This window comes from Streptomyces mirabilis, assembly GCF_018310535.1.
Lineage (GTDB): Bacteria > Actinomycetota > Actinomycetes > Streptomycetales > Streptomycetaceae > Streptomyces.
In genome coordinates this window covers 7,992,842-8,012,192 of record NZ_CP074102.1, presented here as the reverse complement: position 1 = coordinate 8,012,192, position 19,351 = coordinate 7,992,842, and the positions used below count along the sequence as shown (strand labels likewise).

Sequence of the window (19,351 nt, the reverse complement as noted above, 5' to 3'; positions counted from 1 at the left end):
TGCCACCTGGGCGGCCCCGGGCCGTGAGCACGAGCACTCGGGCGGGTACCTTCTGCGCCACGCCCACATCTGCCCGCCCACCCGCTCGCAAAGGAGACCAGTGATGAAGCCGGTCACCACGTCCTTGCTCGCCAGGGCCGTCTGCGCCGCCCTCGCGCTGGCCGTGCCCGCCTGCAGCGGAGGGGGCAGGTCCAGCGCCGCGGTCGCGTCCGGGAACGGCGACGGCACGCCCGCGGTGCGGATCATGGTCGGGGGCCTCGACAAGCAGATCTACCTGCCGGTGATGCTTGCCCGGGAGCTCGGCTACTACGAGGCGCAGGGCCTGGATGTGCGGTTCTACGACGAGCCGGACGGGGTCGAGGCCGAGACCGCCATGATCTCCGGCCAGGTGGACGCGGTGGTCGGGTTCTACGACCACACCGTCGACCTGCGGTCCAAGGGCAGGTCCACCGAGTCCGTCGTGCAACTGCTCCGCGCCCCCGGCGAGGTCGAGATGGTCCGCACCGACCAGGCGGGCAGCGTCAAGAGCCCGGCGGACTTCGGCGGCAAGCACCTGGGCGTGACCGGCCTCGGCTCCTCCACCAGCTTCCTCACCCAGTACCTGGAGGAGAAGAACGGCGTCGAGGCGGGCAGCGCCACGTCGGTCGCCGTCGGCGCGGGCTCCACCTTCGTGGCGGCGATGCAGAACAAGCAGATCGACGCCGGGATGACCACCGAGCCGACCGTCTCGCTGCTGGAGCGGAAGAAGCTGGCCAAGCCGCTGATCGACCTGCGCACGGCCGCGGGCGCGAAGGCCACGCTCGGCGGCACCTACCCGGCCTCGTGTCTCTACCTCACCACCGGGTACGTCCGGAAGAACCCGGAGGTGGTGCAGAAGCTGGTCGACGTCTACGTCGAGACGCTCAAGTGGATCCAGGCCCACTCCGCCGCCGAGATCGCCGACAGGATGCCGGCCGCCTACTACGCGGGCGTCGGCAAGGCCGTCTACACCAAGGCGCTCCAGAACGAGAAGGGCATGTACTCCCCCGACGGTCTGATGCCCGCCGACGGTCCCGAGACCGTCTACAAGGTCCTCTCCGCCTTCGACCCGACGGTCAAGGGTCACGCCGTCGACCTGTCGAAGACCTACACCGATGACTTCGTCAACAAGGCCGAGTAGCGGCCCGCGCCGCCCTCACGTCGCCGGTCGCGCCGAGATTGTCGAGGTGAACGGGGTGACGGGGCGCTCCAGGCGTTCCCCGTCCACGGTGATGTCGACCGCTTCGTTGTAGAAGGCGAGGAGGCCTTTGACGGCGCCCACCGCGGGCAGTGGCTGCGGGTAACTCCACACGAGGTTCTCGGGGGCGTCGCCGCGCCGCCACGACCAGTACTCGGCGGTGCCCTTGTAGGGGCACCCCGTGCTGAGGTCGCTGGGGACGAACAGGTCGAGGCGGACGTCCTCACGCGGTATGTAGTACCGCGTCGGCAGGCCGGTCTCGAAGAGGAGCACCGGACGGCGGGTGTCCGCGACGACCGTGCCGTCGATCTCGATGACGACGTGGCGGCTGCTGGAGAGGGCGTCCACCCGCTTGTGCGGATCACGGGGGTGGATGAAGATCTCTTCCTCCTCCTCGTACCAGTGGTCGAGTCCCCGGCCGCTGCGGCGGAACCACTCGAAGGCGATATGGCCGGCCAGGTCTTCGGCGGGGAACGTCCAGGCGGCGTTCTCCAGCAGTTCGCCGTCCACCTCGAGGTCGTAGAAGACCCGCGACCCGGTGTGCGTGCCGGTCCGCGGGTTCTTCGCCGGGCGGAGCAGATCCTCGCGGACCTCCTCACGCGGGAACGCGTACAGCGGAACGGGCACTTCGGGCTCCCATACGAGGACGGGGTTCCGGCTGTCGACGACCGTGACCTCGCCCTTGCGCCCGCGCACCCAGCGCTCACTGGGCTCCCACAGAAGGCCTTCCGGAGTGGTGAGGTTCATGGACCCTCACTACCCAAGGATCCTGCGCTTCTGCTCCTCGAATTCGGCCTCGGTCAGGACACCCTGGGCCTTGAGTTCCCCGAGTTGCTTCAGCTGATCGATCCTGCTGCTCATGTCGTCGGCCGACGGGGCGGGCGGCGGGGGCGGCGCGGCGGGCGCGGGCTGTGGCGGGGCCTCCTGGTACTCCTGCTGAGCCCATCGCCCCTGCTGACGGCGTGACACACGGTTCGACACGGCGGTCGCGGTACCGGCCACCACGGCTGTGCGGGCGACCCCGCGAAGGAGACCTGGCACGGCGGTTTCCTTTCTGGAAAAGCGGCCTGCGAATAAACACGCTCCCATGACCGACGGGCAATTCTCGGCGCGTCGGAACACCTCCATTGGAGCACCGCACGGATTCCCCCGCACATCGGCATCGGCGCCGCCTCCCGGGAATTCCGCCGTTCTGCCGGTCGGTGACTCTCATGGCAAGCTGAAATGTGGACCACCGACCGGTCACAGGTCAGTGGTGAGGTCTACGTGGGAGGAGCTCGATATGACCACGACTGGAATGCACCAGCGACACGAGACCGGGAGCGGCGGACCGTGGGCGTCCAGCTGGACCGCCTTCGCCGCAGTCATGATGATCTTCGGCGGAGTGATGGCGATATTCGAGGGAATCTCCGCCATCGCCGAGGACGATGTCTTCGTCCTCACCCGCAACTACGCCTACAACTTCAATCTGACGAGTTGGGGCTGGATCCACCTCTCCCTCGGCGTCCTGGTCGTCCTCGCCGGCGCCGCCCTGTTCACCGGAGCGATGTGGGCACGCGTGGTCGGAATCACCCTGGCAGGCCTGTCGATGATCGCCAACTTCATGTGGCTGCCGTACTACCCCGTCTGGGCCATCGTGCTGATCGCCGTGGACGCCTTCGTCATCTGGGCGCTGTGCGTCGGAATGAGCCGGCAGCCCCGCACCGAGTAGCCGAGCGCGCCGTCCCGGGCGACCCCGTCGGCGCATTGGGCCGTTCAGCCCGGGTCGGCCCCCCGACCGGCTGACAGCGGACGTGCCGACGAGCCGTCCCGACTCACCAGTGTTTTCGTTGTGGTGCGGATTCCTCCGAAAAGCGGATTCCTCCGGTGATCCGCGTCGGCACCCACAGGGAGACACGAGTGGAAACCAGCGGCAGTGACGGTCGCCAACCCCTTGCCTTCCCTCTCCTCAAGGGGCAGAAGGCGCTGGTGACGGGCGCGAATTCCGGGATCGGCAAGGCCACCGCCATCGGCCTCGGCCGGGTGGGCGCCGACGTGGTGGTGAACTACGTGTCCGGGCGGGACGCCGCGGAAGAGGTCGTGCGCGAGATCGAGGGCTTCGGGGTGCGCGCCTACGCGCACGAGGCGGACGTGTCGCAGGAGGACCAGGTCGTCGACATGGTGTCCCGCATGGTCGAGGAGTTCGGGACCATCGACGTCATGGTGGCGAACGCCGGGCTCCAGCGCGACGCTCCCGTCACCGAGATGACCATGGCCCAGTGGCAGAAGGTGCTGGACGTCAATCTGACCGGACAGTTCCTGTGCGCCCGCGAAGCGACCAAGGAGTTCCTGCGGCGGGGCGTCGTCCCCGAGGTCTCCCGTTCGGCCGGGAAGATCATCTGCATGAGTTCGGTCCACCAGATCATCCCGTGGGCGGGCCATGTGAACTACGCGTCGTCCAAGGGCGGGGTGCAGATGCTCATGGCGACCCTCGCGCAGGAGCTCGCGCCGCAGGGGATCCGGGTGAACGCCGTCGCTCCGGGCGCGATTCGCACGCCCATCAACCGCGACGCCTGGGACACCCCGGAGGCCGAGGCCGATCTCCTCCGGCTCATCCCCTACCGCCGTGTGGGCGACCCGGACGACATCGCGAACGCGGTGGCCGCGCTTGCGTCCGACCTCTTCGACTACGTCGTGGGCACCACGATCTACGTGGACGGCGGAATGACGCTGTTCCCCGGTTTCGCCACCGGCGGCTGAAGCGCAGGGCCCCTCAGCCATCCCGTACGAACCACCGAGGTCATGTGAACAGCGCAATCGGCCACCTTCTCGCGGACGGCCCGCCACAACTCCTCCCCGCCCGGGAGCTGATGGCCTTCACCCTGGCCTCCCACATCCTGCTCGTACCCTTCGGCGTGGCCCTGCCCGCCATCACACTCCTCATGCACTACCGCGGGCTGCGCAAGGGCGACGCCGTAGCCCTGCTGCTCGCACGGCGCTGGTCGGCGGTCATGGCCGTGCAGTTCGCGATCGGCATCGTGACGGGCACCGTGCTCTCCTTCGAGTTCGGTCTGCTGTGGCCGGGGATGATGGGCCGGTGGGGAGATGTCTTCGGCCTCGGCTTCGGGATCGAGGCCTGGGCGTTCTTCCTCGAGGCGATCCTCATCGCCATCTACCTGTACGGCTGGCGCCGGCTCAAGCCGTGGACGCACTTCTGGCTCGGCCTGCCCCTGCCGCTGGCCGCCCTGATGGGGGCGTTCGGCATCGTGGCCGCGAACGCCTGGATGAACACCCCGCGCGGCTTCACTCTCGACGCGTCCGGCAGGCCGGTGAACGTCAATGTGCGGCAGGCGGTCTTCACACCGATGTTCGGCCCCGAGTACTGGCACTTCGTGGTCGGCGTGGTCCTGACCGCCGGATACGTAGTCGCCGGGGTGTACGCGGTCGGTCTGCTGCGCGGCCGCCGGGACCGCTACCACCGGCTCGGCTTCACCGTGCCGTTCACCGTCGCCGCCATCCTCACCCCCGTCCAGTTCGTGCTCGGGGACTCCATCGCCCGCTCCGTCTTCCACAAGCAGCCCGTGAAGTTCGCGGCCACCGAGCTCGTGTGGAAGACCGACACCCACGTACCGGAGTACCTCTTCGGACGTCTGCATGCCGACGGATCGATCTCCGGCGGGATCAAGATCCCCCAACTGGACTCGATCCTTGCCGGATTCAGACCGGCCACCGAGGTGACCGGACTGACATCCGTCCCGGCGAGCGACCGCCCGACGGTGATTCAGGCCACGATCGCCCACTGGGCGTTCGACATCATGGTGACCGTCGGAAGCCTGCTCGTACTGCTCGCGCTCTGGTACGGCTGGTGCTGGCTGCGGCGTCGTGAACTGCCCCGGTCGCCCTGGTTCTTCCGGTGTGCCGCCCTCGCCGGCGCCGCGTGTCTGCTGACCGTGGAGTGCGGCTGGATCACGACCGAGGTGGGCCGACAGCCCTGGATCGTCTACCAGAACATGCGGGTCTCGGAGGCGGTCACGGGCACCCGCGCCGCGTCCCTGTGGACGATGTTCGGCATCGTCGTGGTGGTCTACGTCCTCGTCCTCGGTTCCTTCCTGACCCTCCTTGTGAAGATGAGCCACCGCTGGCGGCTGGCCGACGAGGGCGCGTCCGCGGATGCCGCCGCCGAGGACCTGGAGGGCGACACTCCTTACGGGCCCCGCCCGTTGTCGACCACCGGCAGCGGAGACAGGGGAGACCAATGATCGCGGACGTCGTCGCCTGGGTGCTGCTGGCCGCGGTGGCCGCCTACGCGTGTGCCGGTGGCACGGACTACGGCGCCGGATTCTGGGACCTCGTCGCGGGCGGCGCCGAACGCGGCAAGCGCCCCAGATGGCTCATCGACCACGCCATGGAACCCGTGTGGGAGACCAACAACGTCTGGCTGATCTTCGTCCTGGTCATCATGTGGACCGGGTTCCCGGTCCTGTTCCAGACGGTCTTCTCCGCCATGTGGCTCCCGCTGGCACTCGCGGCTGTGGGACTCGTCCTGCGCGGTGCCGGTTTCGCCCTGCGCAAGCCCACGCGGCGCCTCGCCCGGCGCAGGGTCTACGGCGCCGCCTTCGCCGTCTCCTCGCTGCTGACCCCCTTCTTCCTCGGCGCGGCGGTCGGGGGGATCGCCACGGGCCGGGTGGCTCCCGGCACGCAGGCGTCCGCCGACGCCTGGTCCAACGGGACCTCCGTGATCGCCGGGCTGCTCACCGTCGCCGCGACCGCCTTCCTCGGGGCGGTGTTCCTGACCGCCGACGCCCGCCGCTTCGACGCCCCCGACCTCGTCGGCTACTTCCGGCTGCGGGCCTGGTGCAGTCTCGTCGTCCTCGCCGTGCTGGGGATCGTCGGCCTCGCCGTGACCCACGACGACGCGCCGTACGTCCACGACGGGCTGACCGGCGGAACCGCTCTCGTCCTCGTGCTCATCGCCGTCGTCTGCGCGTTGACCACCGCCTGGCTGCTGTACCACGTCGCGACGGGATGGGCGAGGGTCACCGCGATCGGCAGCGTGGCCCTCGTCGTCGTGGCCTGGGGACTGGCCCAGCGTCCCTATCTCATCCCCACCTCACTGACCGTGTCCCAGGCGGCCGGCGCGTCGACGACGCTGCGCTGGCTGATGCTGGTCACGGTCATCGCTGTGGTGCTCGTCGGGCCGCCGCTCGTCCTGCTCTACCGGCTGGACACCCGCGGGGCCCTCCAACCCCTCACCGAGGGGGATCTGCGGCAGACGGCACCGGGCCGGGAACCCGAGAACCCGTGACCGGGGGCGGCGCCGGACGCGGTGAAGGGGACGGGAAAAGGCCGCCGATCATAGTGGTCCTGGGCGTGTCCGGATCCGGGAAGACCACCTTCGGCCAAGCGATCGCCGTAGGACTCGGCCTGACGTTCGTCGAGGGCGACGACTTCCACCCCGCGGCGAACATCGCGAAGATGACCTCCGGCCACGCCCTGGACGACGCCGACCGCGCGCCCTGGCTGCGTGCCCTCTCCGACCGCATCCGTCGCTCCGCCGAGGCCCGCGAGGGACTGGTCGTCGCCTGTTCGGCCCTCAAGCGCGCCTATCGTGACGAGTTCCGGGAGGCCGGGGGGCCGCCGTTGCGGTACCTGTACCTCGCCCTGGACCGGGCGACGGCCCGGGACCGGGTGTCCCGGCGCACCGGCCACTTCATGCCCGCCCGGCTGGTCGACTCGCAGTTCGAGACGCTGGAGCCGCTGGAGCCGGACGAGCCGGGCCTGACCCTGGATGCCACGGCCGCCCTTCCGGCGAACCTCGCCCGGGTGCGGGCCGCCGTCGAGCACTGCGCCGAGCGCCCTGGCCACTGACGGATCAGGCGCTCACAGGTGCGGGGGCGATGCCTCCCGAACGCGCGGGCGGCGGCCGTGTGCTACTCCGTCGCGTCCAGCGCCGCCAGAACGGCCGGTACCGGGATGCGCCCGGAGGCCACCATCTGCGCACCACCGCGGCGCAGGGCGGTGGCGAAGGGGGCGGCCCACAGGTTCTCGTAGACCAGGATTCCGGCGGAGTTGCCGGGCTCCAAGGCACTGGCCGCCTCCTCGATGTCGTCCTCGCCCAGCAGGCCGGAGGAGGCGCCCTCGAAGACGGCGAGGTCGAGGGCTCCGTCGCCGGTGAGGTCGGCGATTTCCAGGCCGACCACGGATCCGTCCTCCTCCTTTCTGACAAACATCAGATCGAGGATGCGGATGAGGCCGCGGTCCACCAGGTCGACCAGCAGGGGAAGGCCTTCGCCGGTCATGCGGTTGCCGGGAAACTCGACGACTATGTAATCGATAGGGCCCATTTCAGCGAATTCATCACTCACGGCAGAATCGCTCACGGCTTCACCCCTGGGTGGTCTTGGAATTCCCCCTGTCCCCGAATGCCTGCGCATCCACGGGCCCCGGATTCCATTGCAGCATCGGACGGAAGGCGCCGCACCTCGGTGCGGCGTTCACCCGCCGGGCCGGTCCGGGTCGCGGGATCGGTTCCGTACCCCTCTGCTGTAATCATGACGAGCAGCCCGCCTCCACCGGACCCGGACGAGAAGCCCCCAGAACCGTCCGGCGAACAGCGGCTCTCGGCGCGGGAGCGCAACGAGCTGGACGAGCTGCGGCACCGGGTGAGCGCTCTGGAGAGCAATGGGCCGGCGGGGGCCGCGCGGCACCACTGGCTCCGCTCGACGGGTTCGGTCCTGCTGATTCTCCTCGCCTCGCTGTTGTCGCTGCTGGCCGTCGTCGCGGTCTGGGCGAACAGCATCGTCCGGGACACGGACCGCTATGTCGCCACCGTGGGACCGCTGGCGAGCGATCCGGATGTGCAGAAGGCGGTCACCAACCGGGTCACCACCGCGGTCCTGGCGCAGATCGACGTGGACGCGCTGGTCAAGGATCTGGAGCAGGCGGCGGCGGAGAAGGGTGCCCCGCCTAGGGTCGCCACGCTCCTCGGCGACCTGGGCGGCCCGATCACCAGCGGTCTGAAGAGTCTGGTCGGCGACACCGTGCAGCGGGTGGTCTCCAGCAAGGCCTTCGACACCGTTTGGGTGGACGCGAACCGCCGGGCCCACAGCGCGCTGGACAAAGCCCTCACGGGCAACGCCACCGGCGCGGTGTCCGCCAAGAACGGTCAGGTCACCATCGACGTGGCGCCGATCGTGGCCCAGGTCAAGGACCGACTGGTCAGCGCCGGCTTCAAGCCGGCCGCTCGGATTCCGGCCATCCACACGGACTTCGTGGTGTTCGCGTCGAAGGACGTCGGCAAGATCAAGACGTATCTGAGGGTGCTGGACATCATCGGCGGCTGGCTCCCCGTCATCGCCGTGCTGATCGCCGCCGTGGGCGTGTATCTGGCCGGCAACCGTCGCCGGGCCCTGATCGGGGCCGCGCTCGGGGTGTTCGCCGCCATGGTCGTGCTCGGCATCGTCCTCGCCCTCGCGCGGGCGATCTATCTCGACCATCTGCCCGTCGGGGCGTCCGAGGACGCCGCCGCCACAGTGTTCGACTCGCTGGTCAGGTTCCTGCGCGCCGGTGTACGCGCGGTCGGCGCGCTCGCGCTCGTGACGGCCGCCGGCGCCTTCCTCGTCGGGCCGTCCCGGATCGCCGTCCTCATCCGTACGGGCTGTCGCAGAGGCATCGGCGCCCTGCGTGACGTCGCCGTGTCGGCTGGGCTCCCGCTGAGTCCGGTCGGCCGGTTCGTGCACCGCTTCAAGCGGTGGATCGGCGTCGCGATCCTGGCGGTCGCCGCGATCGTGCTGTTCACCTGGAGCTACCCGACCACGTGGGTCGTGGTGTGGACCGTGGTGATCGTGCTGGTCGCCTTCGCGATCCGCGAGTTCCTGGACACCGGGGCTCCCTCGACCACGGCCGCTTCGACGCCGTCCCCTCCGGCGCCGTCCGCTCCTACGCCGTCCGCCTGACCTCGCGCAGGTGCCGGCGTTCGCCCACCCGCCGCCAGATCGCCCGCTGGCACTTGAGCGTGCCGGTCCCGACCAGGATCAGTACGACGATGTTGAGCAGGAGTTGGAGCAGCGACCCCCAGGCCTCGTCCCAGCTGCCGAACGCGCACGAGACCCCGATGTCGGCCCCGGCCGGAATGGTGGTCACCGAGATGAAGACGCCGAGCAGTGCGCTGGTCCGGGCCTCGGCCAGTGAGACGATGCCGACGACGCCGGCCAGCACCGCCACCACGGCCGAGAAGAAGTTGGGGGTGTTGATCAGATTCGAGACGGGCCTGACACCCAGTTCGAAGGCCCTCGGCTGGAGCCCGAAGCCCCGGACGAGCAGCGAGAAGAGGAAGGTCGCGGCAACGGCCAGCACGAAGCCCACCAGCAGGGCCGACAGGCCCAGCTGGATTCTCGGCCGGGAGCCGCGGTCGATCGCGAGGGCGACGCTGGTGATCGCCCCGTACTCGGGTCCGACCACCATGGCCGCGACGATGAGGATCTGGGAGTTGGTGATGATGCCCACCGCGCCGATGAGCCCGGCGATGACCAGGAAGAGGTAGAAGCTCGGGGGGTATCTGCCCTCGGCCCGGATCCGCGCCTCCACCTGCGCCCACACGGGTGCGCTCGGCAGGGCCCCGAGCTGCTCGGCCCCGGTCCTCGCGGCGTGTTCCGAGAACACCGTGTCCACCGGATCGAGGACGATGGAGCCGTGGCGCTCCAGGCCCAGGTCCCGCAGGCCGCGCAACACCTCGTTCGCGGCCCCGGTCAGGACGTCGCACTCGATGGCGTCACCGTCGGGGTTGCGTACGCTGCCCGTCTGGAGGACCAGGTTCAAGGCGCACGGCTCGTCGCCCAGCAGGGACATGGTGCGTTGCGTGAGATCCGGCGGGCACACCGCGCGGACATGAATCATGTCCATCCGGACCTCCGCGTTCCGGTGCGGTGCGCCGGCTTGTGACGTGGACAGGTCGCTCCTTCATTAACGCGGCGGTGTCTGCCCCCGGCAACTCGGCGTGCCGGAATCCGGCTTCTGTCGGAGGCTGGGGACATGCCGATGCCCGACGAGCTGAGCGAGGCCGAGTTCCGGTCGCTCTACCGCCAACTGCGCGGCATGGCCTCCGGCGGCGGCACGCGCCGGGGCGCCCTGGACACGATCACCGCGGAACAGGTGCTGGCGGCCGTCCGCGAGGTGCGCTCGGGACGCACGGTGTCGCTCGCCGCCCCCGTGGAGACCCGTGTCGAACCCGACGACGCCGATCCGGCCGAGCACCGGCTCACCGCTCCGGCCGGCGGCGAACCGGTCCCGGAGGGCCTGGACTTCGCGCGGGACCGCTTCGCCATGAACGTGCACGGCGATGTGGACAGTCACCTCGACGCGCTGTGCCATGTCATCTACGACGGCACGCTGCACGGCGGAATACCGGCTGCGGACGCGCTGTCGCCGGAGGGTGCGAGGGTCCTGTCCGTCGAGCTGGCCCGTGACGGCATCGTCGGACGCGGGGTCCTCCTCGACATACCCCGGGTGCACGGCGTCTCCTGGCTCGAACCCGGATCGAATGTGACCGCCGAGGACCTGACCGCCGCCGAGACCCGGCAGGGGCTGCGGGTCGGCCGCGGCGACATCCTGCTCGTACGGGTCGGACACCGCCGGCGCCGCGAGGAGCTGGGCCCCTGGGACGTGGCCGTCGCCCGTGCCGGACTCCATCCGACGGCGATGGAGTTCGTGGCCGACCGGGAGGTGGCGGTGCTCGGCAGTGACGGCAACAACGACACGGCCCCGAGCGCGGTGCGAGGGGTCGCGTTCCCGGTGCATGTGCTCGCCGTCCACGCCTTGGGGCTGCATCTGCTCGACTATCTGCGCTTCGAGGACCTCGCGCCGATCTGCGCGCGGGAAGGCCGCTGGTCGTTCCTGTGCGTGATCGCCCCGCTCCGGCTGCCCGCGGCCACCGGCTCGCCCGTCAATCCCCTGGCGATCCTGTGACGGCGGTCGTCCCCCCGGCGATCCTGTGACGGCGGTCGTCCCCCCGGCGGTCCCGTGATGGCCGGTCAGGCTGAGGTGGTCAGCTGGTAGATGCTCTTGCCCACCAGCCACAGCCCCAGCAGCAGGCACACCGTCACGATCGCCTGGTCCTGATGGCCCTCCAGCCACGTCCGCAGCCGCCCGAGCCGTACGCGGGACGAGTCGGGGGCGAAAGTCGCGTAGATCTCCATGGCCAGCAGGCTGGAGCTGGCCAGCAGGCAGTAGCCCATCAGCGCCGCGTACGAGGCGGCGTGGGAGAGGTCCGCCTCCACCACGGTGGCGGCACCGGCGGCCACCAGCCCCCAGGGCTGGAGGAACAGCGCCAGCCCGGCCGCCGTCCACGGGGACATCTGGTCGAGCCGGGACATCATCCCGGGGGACTTGTGCCGCCTGCCCCTCCTGCGGCGGGTGCGCTCCCCGTACCAGACGAGACCGACGCCGATGGCCAGTTTGGCGGCCAGGGCGGCCGTGGAGGGCGCCGACTTGGGCGGCGGCGGTTTCCCGCCGGTCATGAGCAGCACCACGGCGATGATCGCGACGAAACTGGCCAGCCAGGTGAGGACGAAGGCCAGCCCGTTCCAGATCCCGCCCCGCGCGGACAGCACCAGCACGAACGCGGTGACCGAGAACGGGTTCACGGCGATCGCCAGACCGATGAGGACCAGGTCAAGGACCATCGCTGCCCCCGCACGGCCGCGTGAGGCTCGGGGCGGCGCCGGATGCGCGCATGGCCCCATCGTCACCGCTGCCGCCCGCACCCACAATTCAGCGCCGCCGTACGGAACTCCTCGGGCGGCCTCTCCCCTGTACGGCGCAACGGCGCTCGCGCCGCAGGCGGGCTGCTGCCCGGGACGGCACCCTGGTGGCGTGGTCACGCCTCGGGGCGTGGAGCCCAGTCCCGACCCGGGGAGCGGAATGCGCGCAGGCAGAGGATCCGGCTCGCCCACCGACGGCAGGACGAGCCGCCTGCGCGGGCGGGCGGCGGAGCTGGGGGCGCGGCTACGGCGGCTGCGCGGCACCACCGAGGAGCGCTTCCCGGCGGTCACCCGCCTCACCTCGCACCTGATCGCGGTGAACCTGCTCGACTCCGCGACCCGGCTGGCGGCCCAGGTCTTCCTGACCGCCGTTCCGCTGCTCTTCGTGGTCGCCTCCTTCGCCCCGCAGGCAGTGCGCAGCGAGTTCGTCTCCTCCCTGCACGACGTCTTCGGTATCAACGGCTCCTCCGAACAGGAGCTGAAGAAGATCTTCCAGGCCAATCCCGCGGACCTTCAGCAGAGCGTCGGGGTGGTCGGCTCACTGATGGTGCTGCTCTCCGCCACGGCGTGCAGCCGGGCGATGCAACGCCTGTGTCAACGCGCCTGGCGGCTGCCGAGCGCGAGCCCACGGATCGCCGCCTGGAGATGGCTCGTGTGGATCGCGGTCTGGCTGTTCATCCTCGCCCTGCAGGGACCGCTGCGCACCGGATTCGGCGCGGGAGCGTGGCTGGGCCTGCCGCTCGTGCTGGTCGCCCAGGTGGGCGTCTGGTGGTGGACCCAGCACTTGCTCCTCGCCGCGCGCGTCCCCTGGCTGCCCCTGCTGCCCGGTTCGCTCCTGACCGGGGTGGCCCTGACCGCGCTGACGGTGGTCGCCAAGCTGTACGTGCCCAGCGCGCTCAACCGCAGCCTGGACCGCTACGGGTCGCTGGGTGCGGTCTTCACGGTGTTGTCATGGCTGATCGGGCTCTGTGTCGTCATCGCCGCCGGGATCACCGCCGGCGCGGTCATCGCCCGGGAACCCGCGGTGTCCCGACGCCTCGGCTCACCCGAATAGTCCAACTCGCCGGAAATATAACCCAGGGATACCTTGGGACTTGGGGCAGATGCCCACGGCGGGCAGTGGGGACGGTGGCCTGCATGACCGACGCACAGCACTACGACGTCATCGTTGTCGGCACCGGTGCGGGCGGTGGCACGATAGCCCACCGCCTGGCGGCCACGGGGAAACGGATCCTCCTTCTCGAACGCGGGGACTATCTTCCTCGTGAACGCGACAACTGGGATTCCACCGCCGTCTTCGTCAAAGGGAAATACCGCGCGCCGGAATTCTGGTTCGACAAACACGGAAACCAGTTCCCGCCCGAGGTCAATTACTACGTGGGCGGCAACACCAAGTTCTACGGCGCCGCGCTCTTCCGTCTGCGCCCCGAGGACTTCGGCGAGCTACGCCACCACGACGGCATCTCCCCCGCCTGGCCACTGAGCTACGAGGAACTCGAGCCGTACTACACCCAGGCCGAGCATCTCTACCTCGTGCACGGCCGGCACGGCGAGGATCCGACCGAGGGTCCCACCAGCGCCCAGTACGCGTATCCGCCGGTCCAGCACGAGCCGCGCATCCAACAGCTCAGCCACGACCTGGAGAAGCAGGGGCTGCACCCCTTCCACCTCCCGATCGGGGTGAACCTCACCCAGGACGACCGGGGTCGGGCCACGCACACCAGCGCCTGCATCCGCTGCGACCGTGTCGACGGCTTCCCCTGCCTGGTCGGCGCGAAGTCCGACGCACAGGTCATCTGTGTCGACCCCGCCCTGGAATATGACAACGTCGAGATGCTCACCCATGCGGATGTACGGCGCCTGGAGACGGACGCGACCGGCCGCAGCGTCACCTCGGTCGTCGCGACGGTCGGGGACGGGGGCGGGGGCGGGGGCGGGGGCGGCTCGACCGTGGAGTTCAGCGCGGACATCGTGGTCGTCGCCTGCGGCGCCGTCAACTCCGCCGTCCTGCTGCTGCGTTCGGCGAACGACCGGCATCCGCAGGGGCTGGCCAACAGCTCGGATGTCGTGGGCCGGCACTACATGCGGCACAACAACCTCGCCCTGATGGCCGTGTCCAGGGAACCGAACGACACCAGGTTCCAGAAGACCCTGGCCCTGCACGACTGGTACCTGGGATCCGACGACTGGGAGTATCCCCTCGGCGGCATCCAGATGCTCGGCAAGTCCGACTCCGAACAGATCCACGGCGAGGCGCCCCGCTGGGCCGGGGCCGTCTCTCCCGACATGCCCTTCGAGGTACTGGCCCACCACGCGGTCGACTTCTGGCTGTGCGGAGAGGACCTGCCCACCCCCGACAACCGCGTCACGCTGGACCGGGACGGCGGCATCCACCTGGCCCTGGACGAGAAGAACAACATCGGCGGACTGAACCACCTGCGGCACAAACTGCAGGGCATGCTCGGCCACTTGGGCATGCACGAACACCATCTCCTGTCGCGGAGCATCTACCTGCACAAGGGCATGCCCATCGGCGCCACGGCGCATCAGGCGGGCACCGTCCGCTTCGGCCGCGACCCCGCCGACTCCGCCCTCGACGTCGACTGCAAGGCCCACGACCTCGACAACCTGTACGTCGTCGACACGAGCTTCTTCCCGAGCATCGGAGCGGTCAATCCGTCGCTGACGGCCATCGCCAACGCCCTGCGTGTCGGTGATCGCATCGCGGACCGACTGCGATGACCTCGCACCACCCGGCCGACGGCGTCGTCCCGCACCGCACGCCCCGCGAGCGGGCCGAGTCCGGCAAGGCCGCCCGGGCCGCCATACCCCGCTCCAGCCACGCCGAGTTCGCTCCCGCTCAGAAGCGACCCGACCCCGTGGACGTCATCGAGGCGCAGTCCGCGACCCGGTTGCCCGAGCTCGTACCGATCCGCTACGGGAGGATGACCGAGTCACCGTTCCGCTTCTATCGGGGGGCCGCCGCCATCATGGCCGGGGACCTCGCCGACACTCCCCGCAGCGGGATCACGGCGCAGGTGTGCGGCGACGCGCACCTGCTGAACTTCCGGCTGCTGGCCTCGCCCGAGCGGCGCATGATGTTCGACATCAACGACTTCGACGAGACACTGCCCGGCCCGTGGGAGTGGGACGTCAAGCGGCTGTGCACGAGTTTCGTCATCGTCGGCCGGGCGAACGGCTTCAGCGCCAAGGAGCGGGCCGGCGTCGTGCGGTCGACGGTGCGGTCGTACCGCGAATGGCAGCGGCGCTTCGCCGAGCTGGGCAATCTCCCCGTGTGGTACGCCCGGTTCGACGAGGACTGGGTGCGGACCCACGTCTTCCATGAGGTGCGCGCGCGGGCCCGTGAGCGCTGGTCGCGGTCGGTGTCGAAGGCACGCACCCGCGACAGCCTCCAGGCCTTCGACAAGCTCACCCACGTCGTCGCCGGGAGGGTCCGCATCGCTGCGGATCCCCCGCTGGTCACGCCGCTCCAGGACCTGCTTCCGGACGTCGAACGCGACGCGTTGGAGGAGCGGATCCGCCGGATGATCGAACGGTACGGTCAGAGCCTCCAGTCGGACCGGCGGTTGCTGCTGGAGCAGTACCGGCTGGTCGACATGGCCCGCAAGGTGGTCGGGGTCGGCAGCGTGGGCACCCGCTGCTGGATCGTTCTGCTGCTCGGCCGCGACGACCAGGATCCGCTGCTCCTGCAGGCCAAGGAGGCAGACGAGTCGGTTCTCGCGCCGTTCGCCGGGACGAGCGGCTGCCCGACGCAGGGCGAGCGCGTGGTCCACGGTCAGCGGCTCATGCAGGCCACCAGCGACATCTTCCTCGGCTGGGCTCGGGCTGACGGCATCGACGGCGGCCGACGGGACTTCTATGTACGGCAGTTGCGTGACTGGAAGGGCATCGCCGAGCCCGAGTCGATGGTGCCGGACGGGATGCGGGCCTTCGGTGAGCTGTGCGGTGCCACGCTGGCCCGCGCGCACGCGAGATCGGGGGACCGGATCGCCATCGCCGCCTACCTGGGCGGGGGTGAGGTCTTCGACCGGGCGCTGGTGACGTTCGCCGAGCGCTATGCCGACCAGAACGAGCAGGACCACCGGGCACTCGTCGACGCCGTCCGTTCCGGGCGGGTCAAGGCTGAAACCGCCTGACACGCCTGACAAGGAGAGCAGCATGGATCGTTATCCGCCCATCGCCGACCACGGGCTCGTCGGGGACCTTCAGACCGCGGCTCTGGTCTCGTCCCAGGGAGTGATCGACTGGTTCGCGGCACCGCGCTTCGACTCACCGAGCATCTTCGCCGCGCTGCTCGACCACGACGGCGGCGGCTACTTCCTCCTCGCGCCCGACCACCCCGAAGGCACCTGGAGGCAGCTCTACTACCCGGACACCGCGGTCGTGGTGACCCGTTTCATGTCACCCGACGGAGTCGGCGAGATCGTCGACCACATGCCGGTCCAGCCGGGCCCGACGGCGACCGACCGGCACAGCCTGGTGCGGGTCGTCCGCTCGGTGCGCGGCACCGTACGCTTCACCCTCGAATGCCGGCCGCGGTTCGACTACGCGCGGGCCGCCCACGAACTCGACCTGACGCACGACAAGCCGATGCAGGAGACGGCGACGTTCCGGGCCCCCGGGACGACCGCCTACCTCCAGGCCACCATCCCGCTCGAACGGGACGGTCAGGACGTCCGGGGCGCCATCACCCTCAACGCCGGGGAGACGGCGGCCGTGGTGTTCACCGTCTGCGCGCCGGACGGGGAGGCACCACCGCCCCCCACCACCGAGGGGATCACCGAAGAGCTCTGGGAGAACATCGACTTCTGGCAGAAGTGGGTGCGCACCTCGCGCTACCACGGCCGCTGGACGGACATGGTGCACCGCTCCGCGATCACCCTCAAGCTCCTCACGTACGCCCCCACGGGCGCCCCGGTCGCCGCCGCCACCATGGGACTGCCCGAGCAGGTCGGCGGCGAGCGCAACTGGGACTACCGGTACACCTGGGTGCGGGACGGCTCCCTCTCGGTGCGGGCCCTGCTCGACCTCGGCTTCGTGGAGGAGGCGACCCGCTTCACCCGCTGGCTCGGCGACCGACTGCAGGCCCGCGAAGGACCGGACGACGAACCCCTCCAGATCATGTACCGGGTCGACGGCGACCCCCATCTGACGGAGGAGATCCTGGAGCACTTCGAGGGCTACCGCGGCTCCTACCCGGTCCGGGCCGGCAACGCCGCCTCCGACCAACTGCAGCTCGACATCTACGGCGAGGCCCTCTACGCCCTGGCCGAGGGCCGCGAGGTCGGCGCGCAGACGGGCTACCACGGCTGGAAGGGGCTCGCCGCCACCCTCGACTGGCTCGCCGACTCCTGGGACCGGCCCGACGAGGGCATCTGGGAGACCCGGGGCGGACGCAAGGACTTCACCTACAGCCGAGTGATGTGCTGGGCCGCGTTCGACCGCGGGCTGAAACTGGCACGCGAGTTCAGCAGGCCGGCCGACACCGTGCGCTGGACCCGGGCCCGGGACGCGATCCTCGAACAGGTCATGGATCGCGGCTGGAACGAGAAGGAACAGGCCCTCGTCCAGTACTACGGCGGCGACGTCCTGGACGCCTCCCTGCTGCTCGTCCCCCGGGTCGGATTCCTGGCCCCCCGGAGCCCCGGCTGGCTCAACACCCTCGACGCCATGGACCGCGTCCTCGTCTCCGACAGCCTGGTCTACCGCTACGACCCGGGGGCCTCGCCCGACGGACTGCGCGGCTCCGAGGGGACGTTCAGTCTGTGCACCTTCCTGTACGTCGACGCCCTCGCCCGCGCGGGGCGCCTCTCCCAGGCCCGCTATGCCTTCGAGAAGATGCAGACGTACGCGAACCACGTCGGGCTGTTCGCCGAGGAGATCGGCCCCAGTGGAGAGCAACTCGGCAACTTCCCGCAGGCCTTCACCCATCTCTCGCTGATCATGGCCGCGACGACGCTGGACGAGGCGCTCGACGCGCTCCATCGCTGAACGCCGGGACTCCCGGCCCCTGCGGCAGCAGTTCGGTGGTCACGAAGGACACCACGGCGGCGAGCACGATCACCGGCACCGTTCCCGAGTTGCCCACCATCAGCACGACGAGCACCACACAGCTGACCGGCAGCCGGAGCGCGGCGGCGGACGAGGCCGCCATGCCCGCCGCCACGCCCGGCACGACGCCGAGCCCCGGCAGCGGCGCGAGCAGGGCGCCCATCGCGCCGCCCAGGAACAGCGCGGGAAAGACCGGACCGCCGCGCAGGCTTCCCAGGCAGAGCGCGTACGCGACGCCCTTGAACACCAGGACCGCCACCAGGCTGCCGACCGACCAGGCGTGCGGGTCGGTGGCGAGCTGCCCCAGGATGGACTGGCCCGACAGGGCGACGTCGGACGGCGAACGGCCGGTGAGGACCGCGTAGAGCGCCGCGCAGACGGCCGCGCCGAGTGCGCAGAGCACCGTGTTGCGCAACGGACGCGCGACCACGAGGCGCGCCGCGATCCGTCCGCCCGCGATGATCCAGTGGATGGCCGCCCCGATGACGACCGCCATGAGCACCGACCACACCACGTCCCCGGCGTCGAGGACGGAGGGCGCGGGCAGTCCGATCTCCAGGCTCCCCGTCTTCAGTCCGGTCCAGTCGCCGAAGCCGGTGAACACGATGGCGCCGATTCCGCCGGCCAGCAGGACGGGGAGCATCACCGCGAACAGCTGCGGCCCGCCCACTCCGGACACCTCCATCAGGAGCACGGCCGCCACCAGCGGACTTCCGAAGATCACGGAGATGGCCGACGCGGCGCCCGCGGCACCGAGCAACGCCGTGTTCGCCTCGGTCGCGGGAACGCGTACGAGATCCCGGAACATCAGCGCCAGACCGCCGCCCAGGGCGATCAGGGGCGCCTCGGGCCCGAGCACGGCTCCCAGCGGCAGGCCGGCCAGCGCGGCGAGGACCACGCCGGGAACGGCTGCCTTCGACGCACCTCCGGCCTGCAGGCCCCCCGCCGGGATGTGCCCGCCCCCGCCGGGAAACCGCAGGACGACCAGAGCAACGACCGCACCCGACACCAGAGCCAGGGGCAACGGCCACCACCACGACGGATTCGACCACCCGAGATGGTGCGGCCAGTCCACCCAGATCAGGTGTTCCAGCTCGTGCAGCAGGACGAGGAACCAGAACGCGACCAGCGACACCGGGATCCCGATCAGGCCGCAGAACAGCAACGTCCGCCGGTACGCGGGCTGCCGCAGCATGTCCCTGAGCTGGTCGGCCTCCCGGGGCCGGTCTCCCGGGGCAGGCTCCGCCTGTGCGGGCTTCGGCTCGGTGATGGGTCTTCTCCTGGGTCCGCTCGGAGCGGTGGCGCCGGTCGGAGCGCGAGACTACCC

At 70.2% G+C, this 19,351-nt stretch carries 18 protein-coding genes; 12 read left to right on the top strand and 6 right to left on the bottom strand.

All coding sequences use genetic code 11. From position 1 onward, the window contains the following. Positions 1–103 precede the first annotated feature (103 nt). The gene (locus SMIR_RS35510; protein ID WP_212727856.1) at positions 104–1,159 is read left to right on the top strand and encodes an ABC transporter substrate-binding protein; all 1,056 of its coding nucleotides are present in this window, start codon (positions 104–106) and stop codon (positions 1,157–1,159) included. A 15-nt stretch (positions 1,160–1,174) separates the two neighbouring features. On the opposite strand, the gene SMIR_RS35505 is transcribed toward SMIR_RS35510, so the two are convergent. Beyond that, complete coding sequence (locus SMIR_RS35505; protein WP_212727855.1) at positions 1,175–1,963, bottom strand: DUF427 domain-containing protein; 789 nt, start codon at positions 1,961–1,963, stop codon at positions 1,175–1,177. A 9-nt stretch (positions 1,964–1,972) separates the two neighbouring features. Continuing rightward, positions 1,973–2,257: an SHOCT domain-containing protein gene (locus SMIR_RS35500; protein WP_168489606.1), complete on the bottom strand. Its 285-nt coding sequence runs from the start codon at positions 2,255–2,257 to the stop codon at positions 1,973–1,975. Between the two features lie 241 nt (positions 2,258–2,498). Between SMIR_RS35500 and SMIR_RS35495 the strand changes: the two genes are divergently transcribed. The 5 genes from SMIR_RS35495 (at position 2,499) to SMIR_RS35475 (ending at position 7,063) form a co-directional block, all read left to right on the top strand. Next, positions 2,499–2,927, top strand: a complete 429-nt coding sequence (locus tag SMIR_RS35495; RefSeq protein ID WP_168489607.1) for a DUF7144 family membrane protein — start codon at positions 2,499–2,501, stop codon at positions 2,925–2,927. A 188-nt stretch (positions 2,928–3,115) separates the two neighbouring features. Further along, entirely contained in the window at positions 3,116–3,955 is an 840-nt protein-coding gene (locus SMIR_RS35490; protein WP_075025575.1) for an SDR family oxidoreductase, read from the top strand. Positions 3,956–4,065: 110 nt separating this feature from the next. Continuing rightward, positions 4,066–5,454 (top strand): cytochrome ubiquinol oxidase subunit I, encoded by a 1,389-nt coding sequence (locus SMIR_RS35485; protein WP_168500860.1) that lies wholly within the window; start codon positions 4,066–4,068, stop codon positions 5,452–5,454. Beyond that, positions 5,451–6,500, top strand: a complete 1,050-nt coding sequence (locus tag SMIR_RS35480) for a cytochrome d ubiquinol oxidase subunit II (protein ID WP_212727854.1) — start codon at positions 5,451–5,453, stop codon at positions 6,498–6,500. Before SMIR_RS35485 ends, SMIR_RS35480 begins: the two co-directional genes overlap by 4 nt. After that, the gene (locus SMIR_RS35475; protein ID WP_168489610.1) at positions 6,497–7,063 is read left to right on the top strand and encodes a gluconokinase; all 567 of its coding nucleotides are present in this window, start codon (positions 6,497–6,499) and stop codon (positions 7,061–7,063) included. Before SMIR_RS35480 ends, SMIR_RS35475 begins: the two co-directional genes overlap by 4 nt. A 62-nt stretch (positions 7,064–7,125) precedes the next feature. Here SMIR_RS35475 and SMIR_RS35470 read toward each other — a convergent pair whose 3' ends face one another. Continuing rightward, on the bottom strand, positions 7,126–7,539 hold the full coding sequence (locus tag SMIR_RS35470; RefSeq protein WP_168489611.1) for a DUF6325 family protein: 414 nt from the start codon (positions 7,537–7,539) through the stop codon (positions 7,126–7,128). A gap of 207 nt (positions 7,540–7,746) precedes the next feature. Here SMIR_RS35470 and SMIR_RS35465 point away from each other — a divergent pair, with 207 nt between their 5' ends. Next, positions 7,747–9,150 carry a hypothetical protein gene (locus SMIR_RS35465; RefSeq protein ID WP_212727853.1) on the top strand — a complete coding sequence of 468 codons (1,404 nt, stop codon included), beginning with the start codon at positions 7,747–7,749 and terminating at the stop codon, positions 9,148–9,150. Here SMIR_RS35465 and SMIR_RS35460 read toward each other — a convergent pair. Beyond that, positions 9,134–10,096: a DUF389 domain-containing protein gene (locus tag SMIR_RS35460; RefSeq protein WP_212727852.1), complete on the bottom strand. Its 963-nt coding sequence runs from the start codon at positions 10,094–10,096 to the stop codon at positions 9,134–9,136. The genes SMIR_RS35465 and SMIR_RS35460 overlap by 17 nt on opposite strands. A 129-nt stretch (positions 10,097–10,225) precedes the next feature. Here SMIR_RS35460 and SMIR_RS35455 point away from each other — a divergent pair, with 129 nt between their 5' ends. After that, entirely contained in the window at positions 10,226–11,158 is a 933-nt protein-coding gene (locus SMIR_RS35455) for a cyclase family protein (protein WP_212727851.1), read from the top strand. 65 nt (positions 11,159–11,223) lie between these two features. Here SMIR_RS35455 and SMIR_RS35450 read toward each other — a convergent pair whose 3' ends face one another. Next, positions 11,224–11,874 (bottom strand): GAP family protein, encoded by a 651-nt coding sequence (locus SMIR_RS35450; protein ID WP_168489614.1) that lies wholly within the window; start codon positions 11,872–11,874, stop codon positions 11,224–11,226. A 238-nt stretch (positions 11,875–12,112) separates the two neighbouring features. Between SMIR_RS35450 and SMIR_RS35445 the strand changes: the two genes are divergently transcribed. The 4 genes from SMIR_RS35445 to SMIR_RS35430 all read left to right on the top strand — a co-directional run bounded on the left by SMIR_RS35445 (position 12,113) and on the right by SMIR_RS35430 (position 17,964). Next, positions 12,113–13,006, top strand: coding sequence for a YhjD/YihY/BrkB family envelope integrity protein (locus tag SMIR_RS35445; RefSeq protein WP_212727850.1), 894 nt, complete (start codon positions 12,113–12,115; stop codon positions 13,004–13,006). A gap of 83 nt (positions 13,007–13,089) precedes the next feature. Then, positions 13,090–14,694: a GMC oxidoreductase gene (locus SMIR_RS35440; RefSeq protein ID WP_212727849.1), complete on the top strand. Its 1,605-nt coding sequence runs from the start codon at positions 13,090–13,092 to the stop codon at positions 14,692–14,694. Next, positions 14,691–16,109, top strand: coding sequence for a DUF2252 domain-containing protein (locus tag SMIR_RS35435; protein ID WP_212727848.1), 1,419 nt, complete (start codon positions 14,691–14,693; stop codon positions 16,107–16,109). The genes SMIR_RS35440 and SMIR_RS35435 overlap by 4 nt, the downstream gene beginning before the upstream one ends. Before the next feature lie 22 nt (positions 16,110–16,131). Next, on the top strand, positions 16,132–17,964 hold the full coding sequence (locus SMIR_RS35430) for a glycoside hydrolase family 15 protein (protein WP_168489618.1): 1,833 nt from the start codon (positions 16,132–16,134) through the stop codon (positions 17,962–17,964). Here SMIR_RS35430 and SMIR_RS35425 read toward each other — a convergent pair. Continuing rightward, complete coding sequence (locus SMIR_RS35425; protein WP_212727847.1) at positions 17,915–19,219, bottom strand: chloride channel protein; 1,305 nt, start codon at positions 19,217–19,219, stop codon at positions 17,915–17,917. The genes SMIR_RS35430 and SMIR_RS35425 overlap by 50 nt on opposite strands. Between the last annotated feature and the right edge of the window lie 132 nt (positions 19,220–19,351).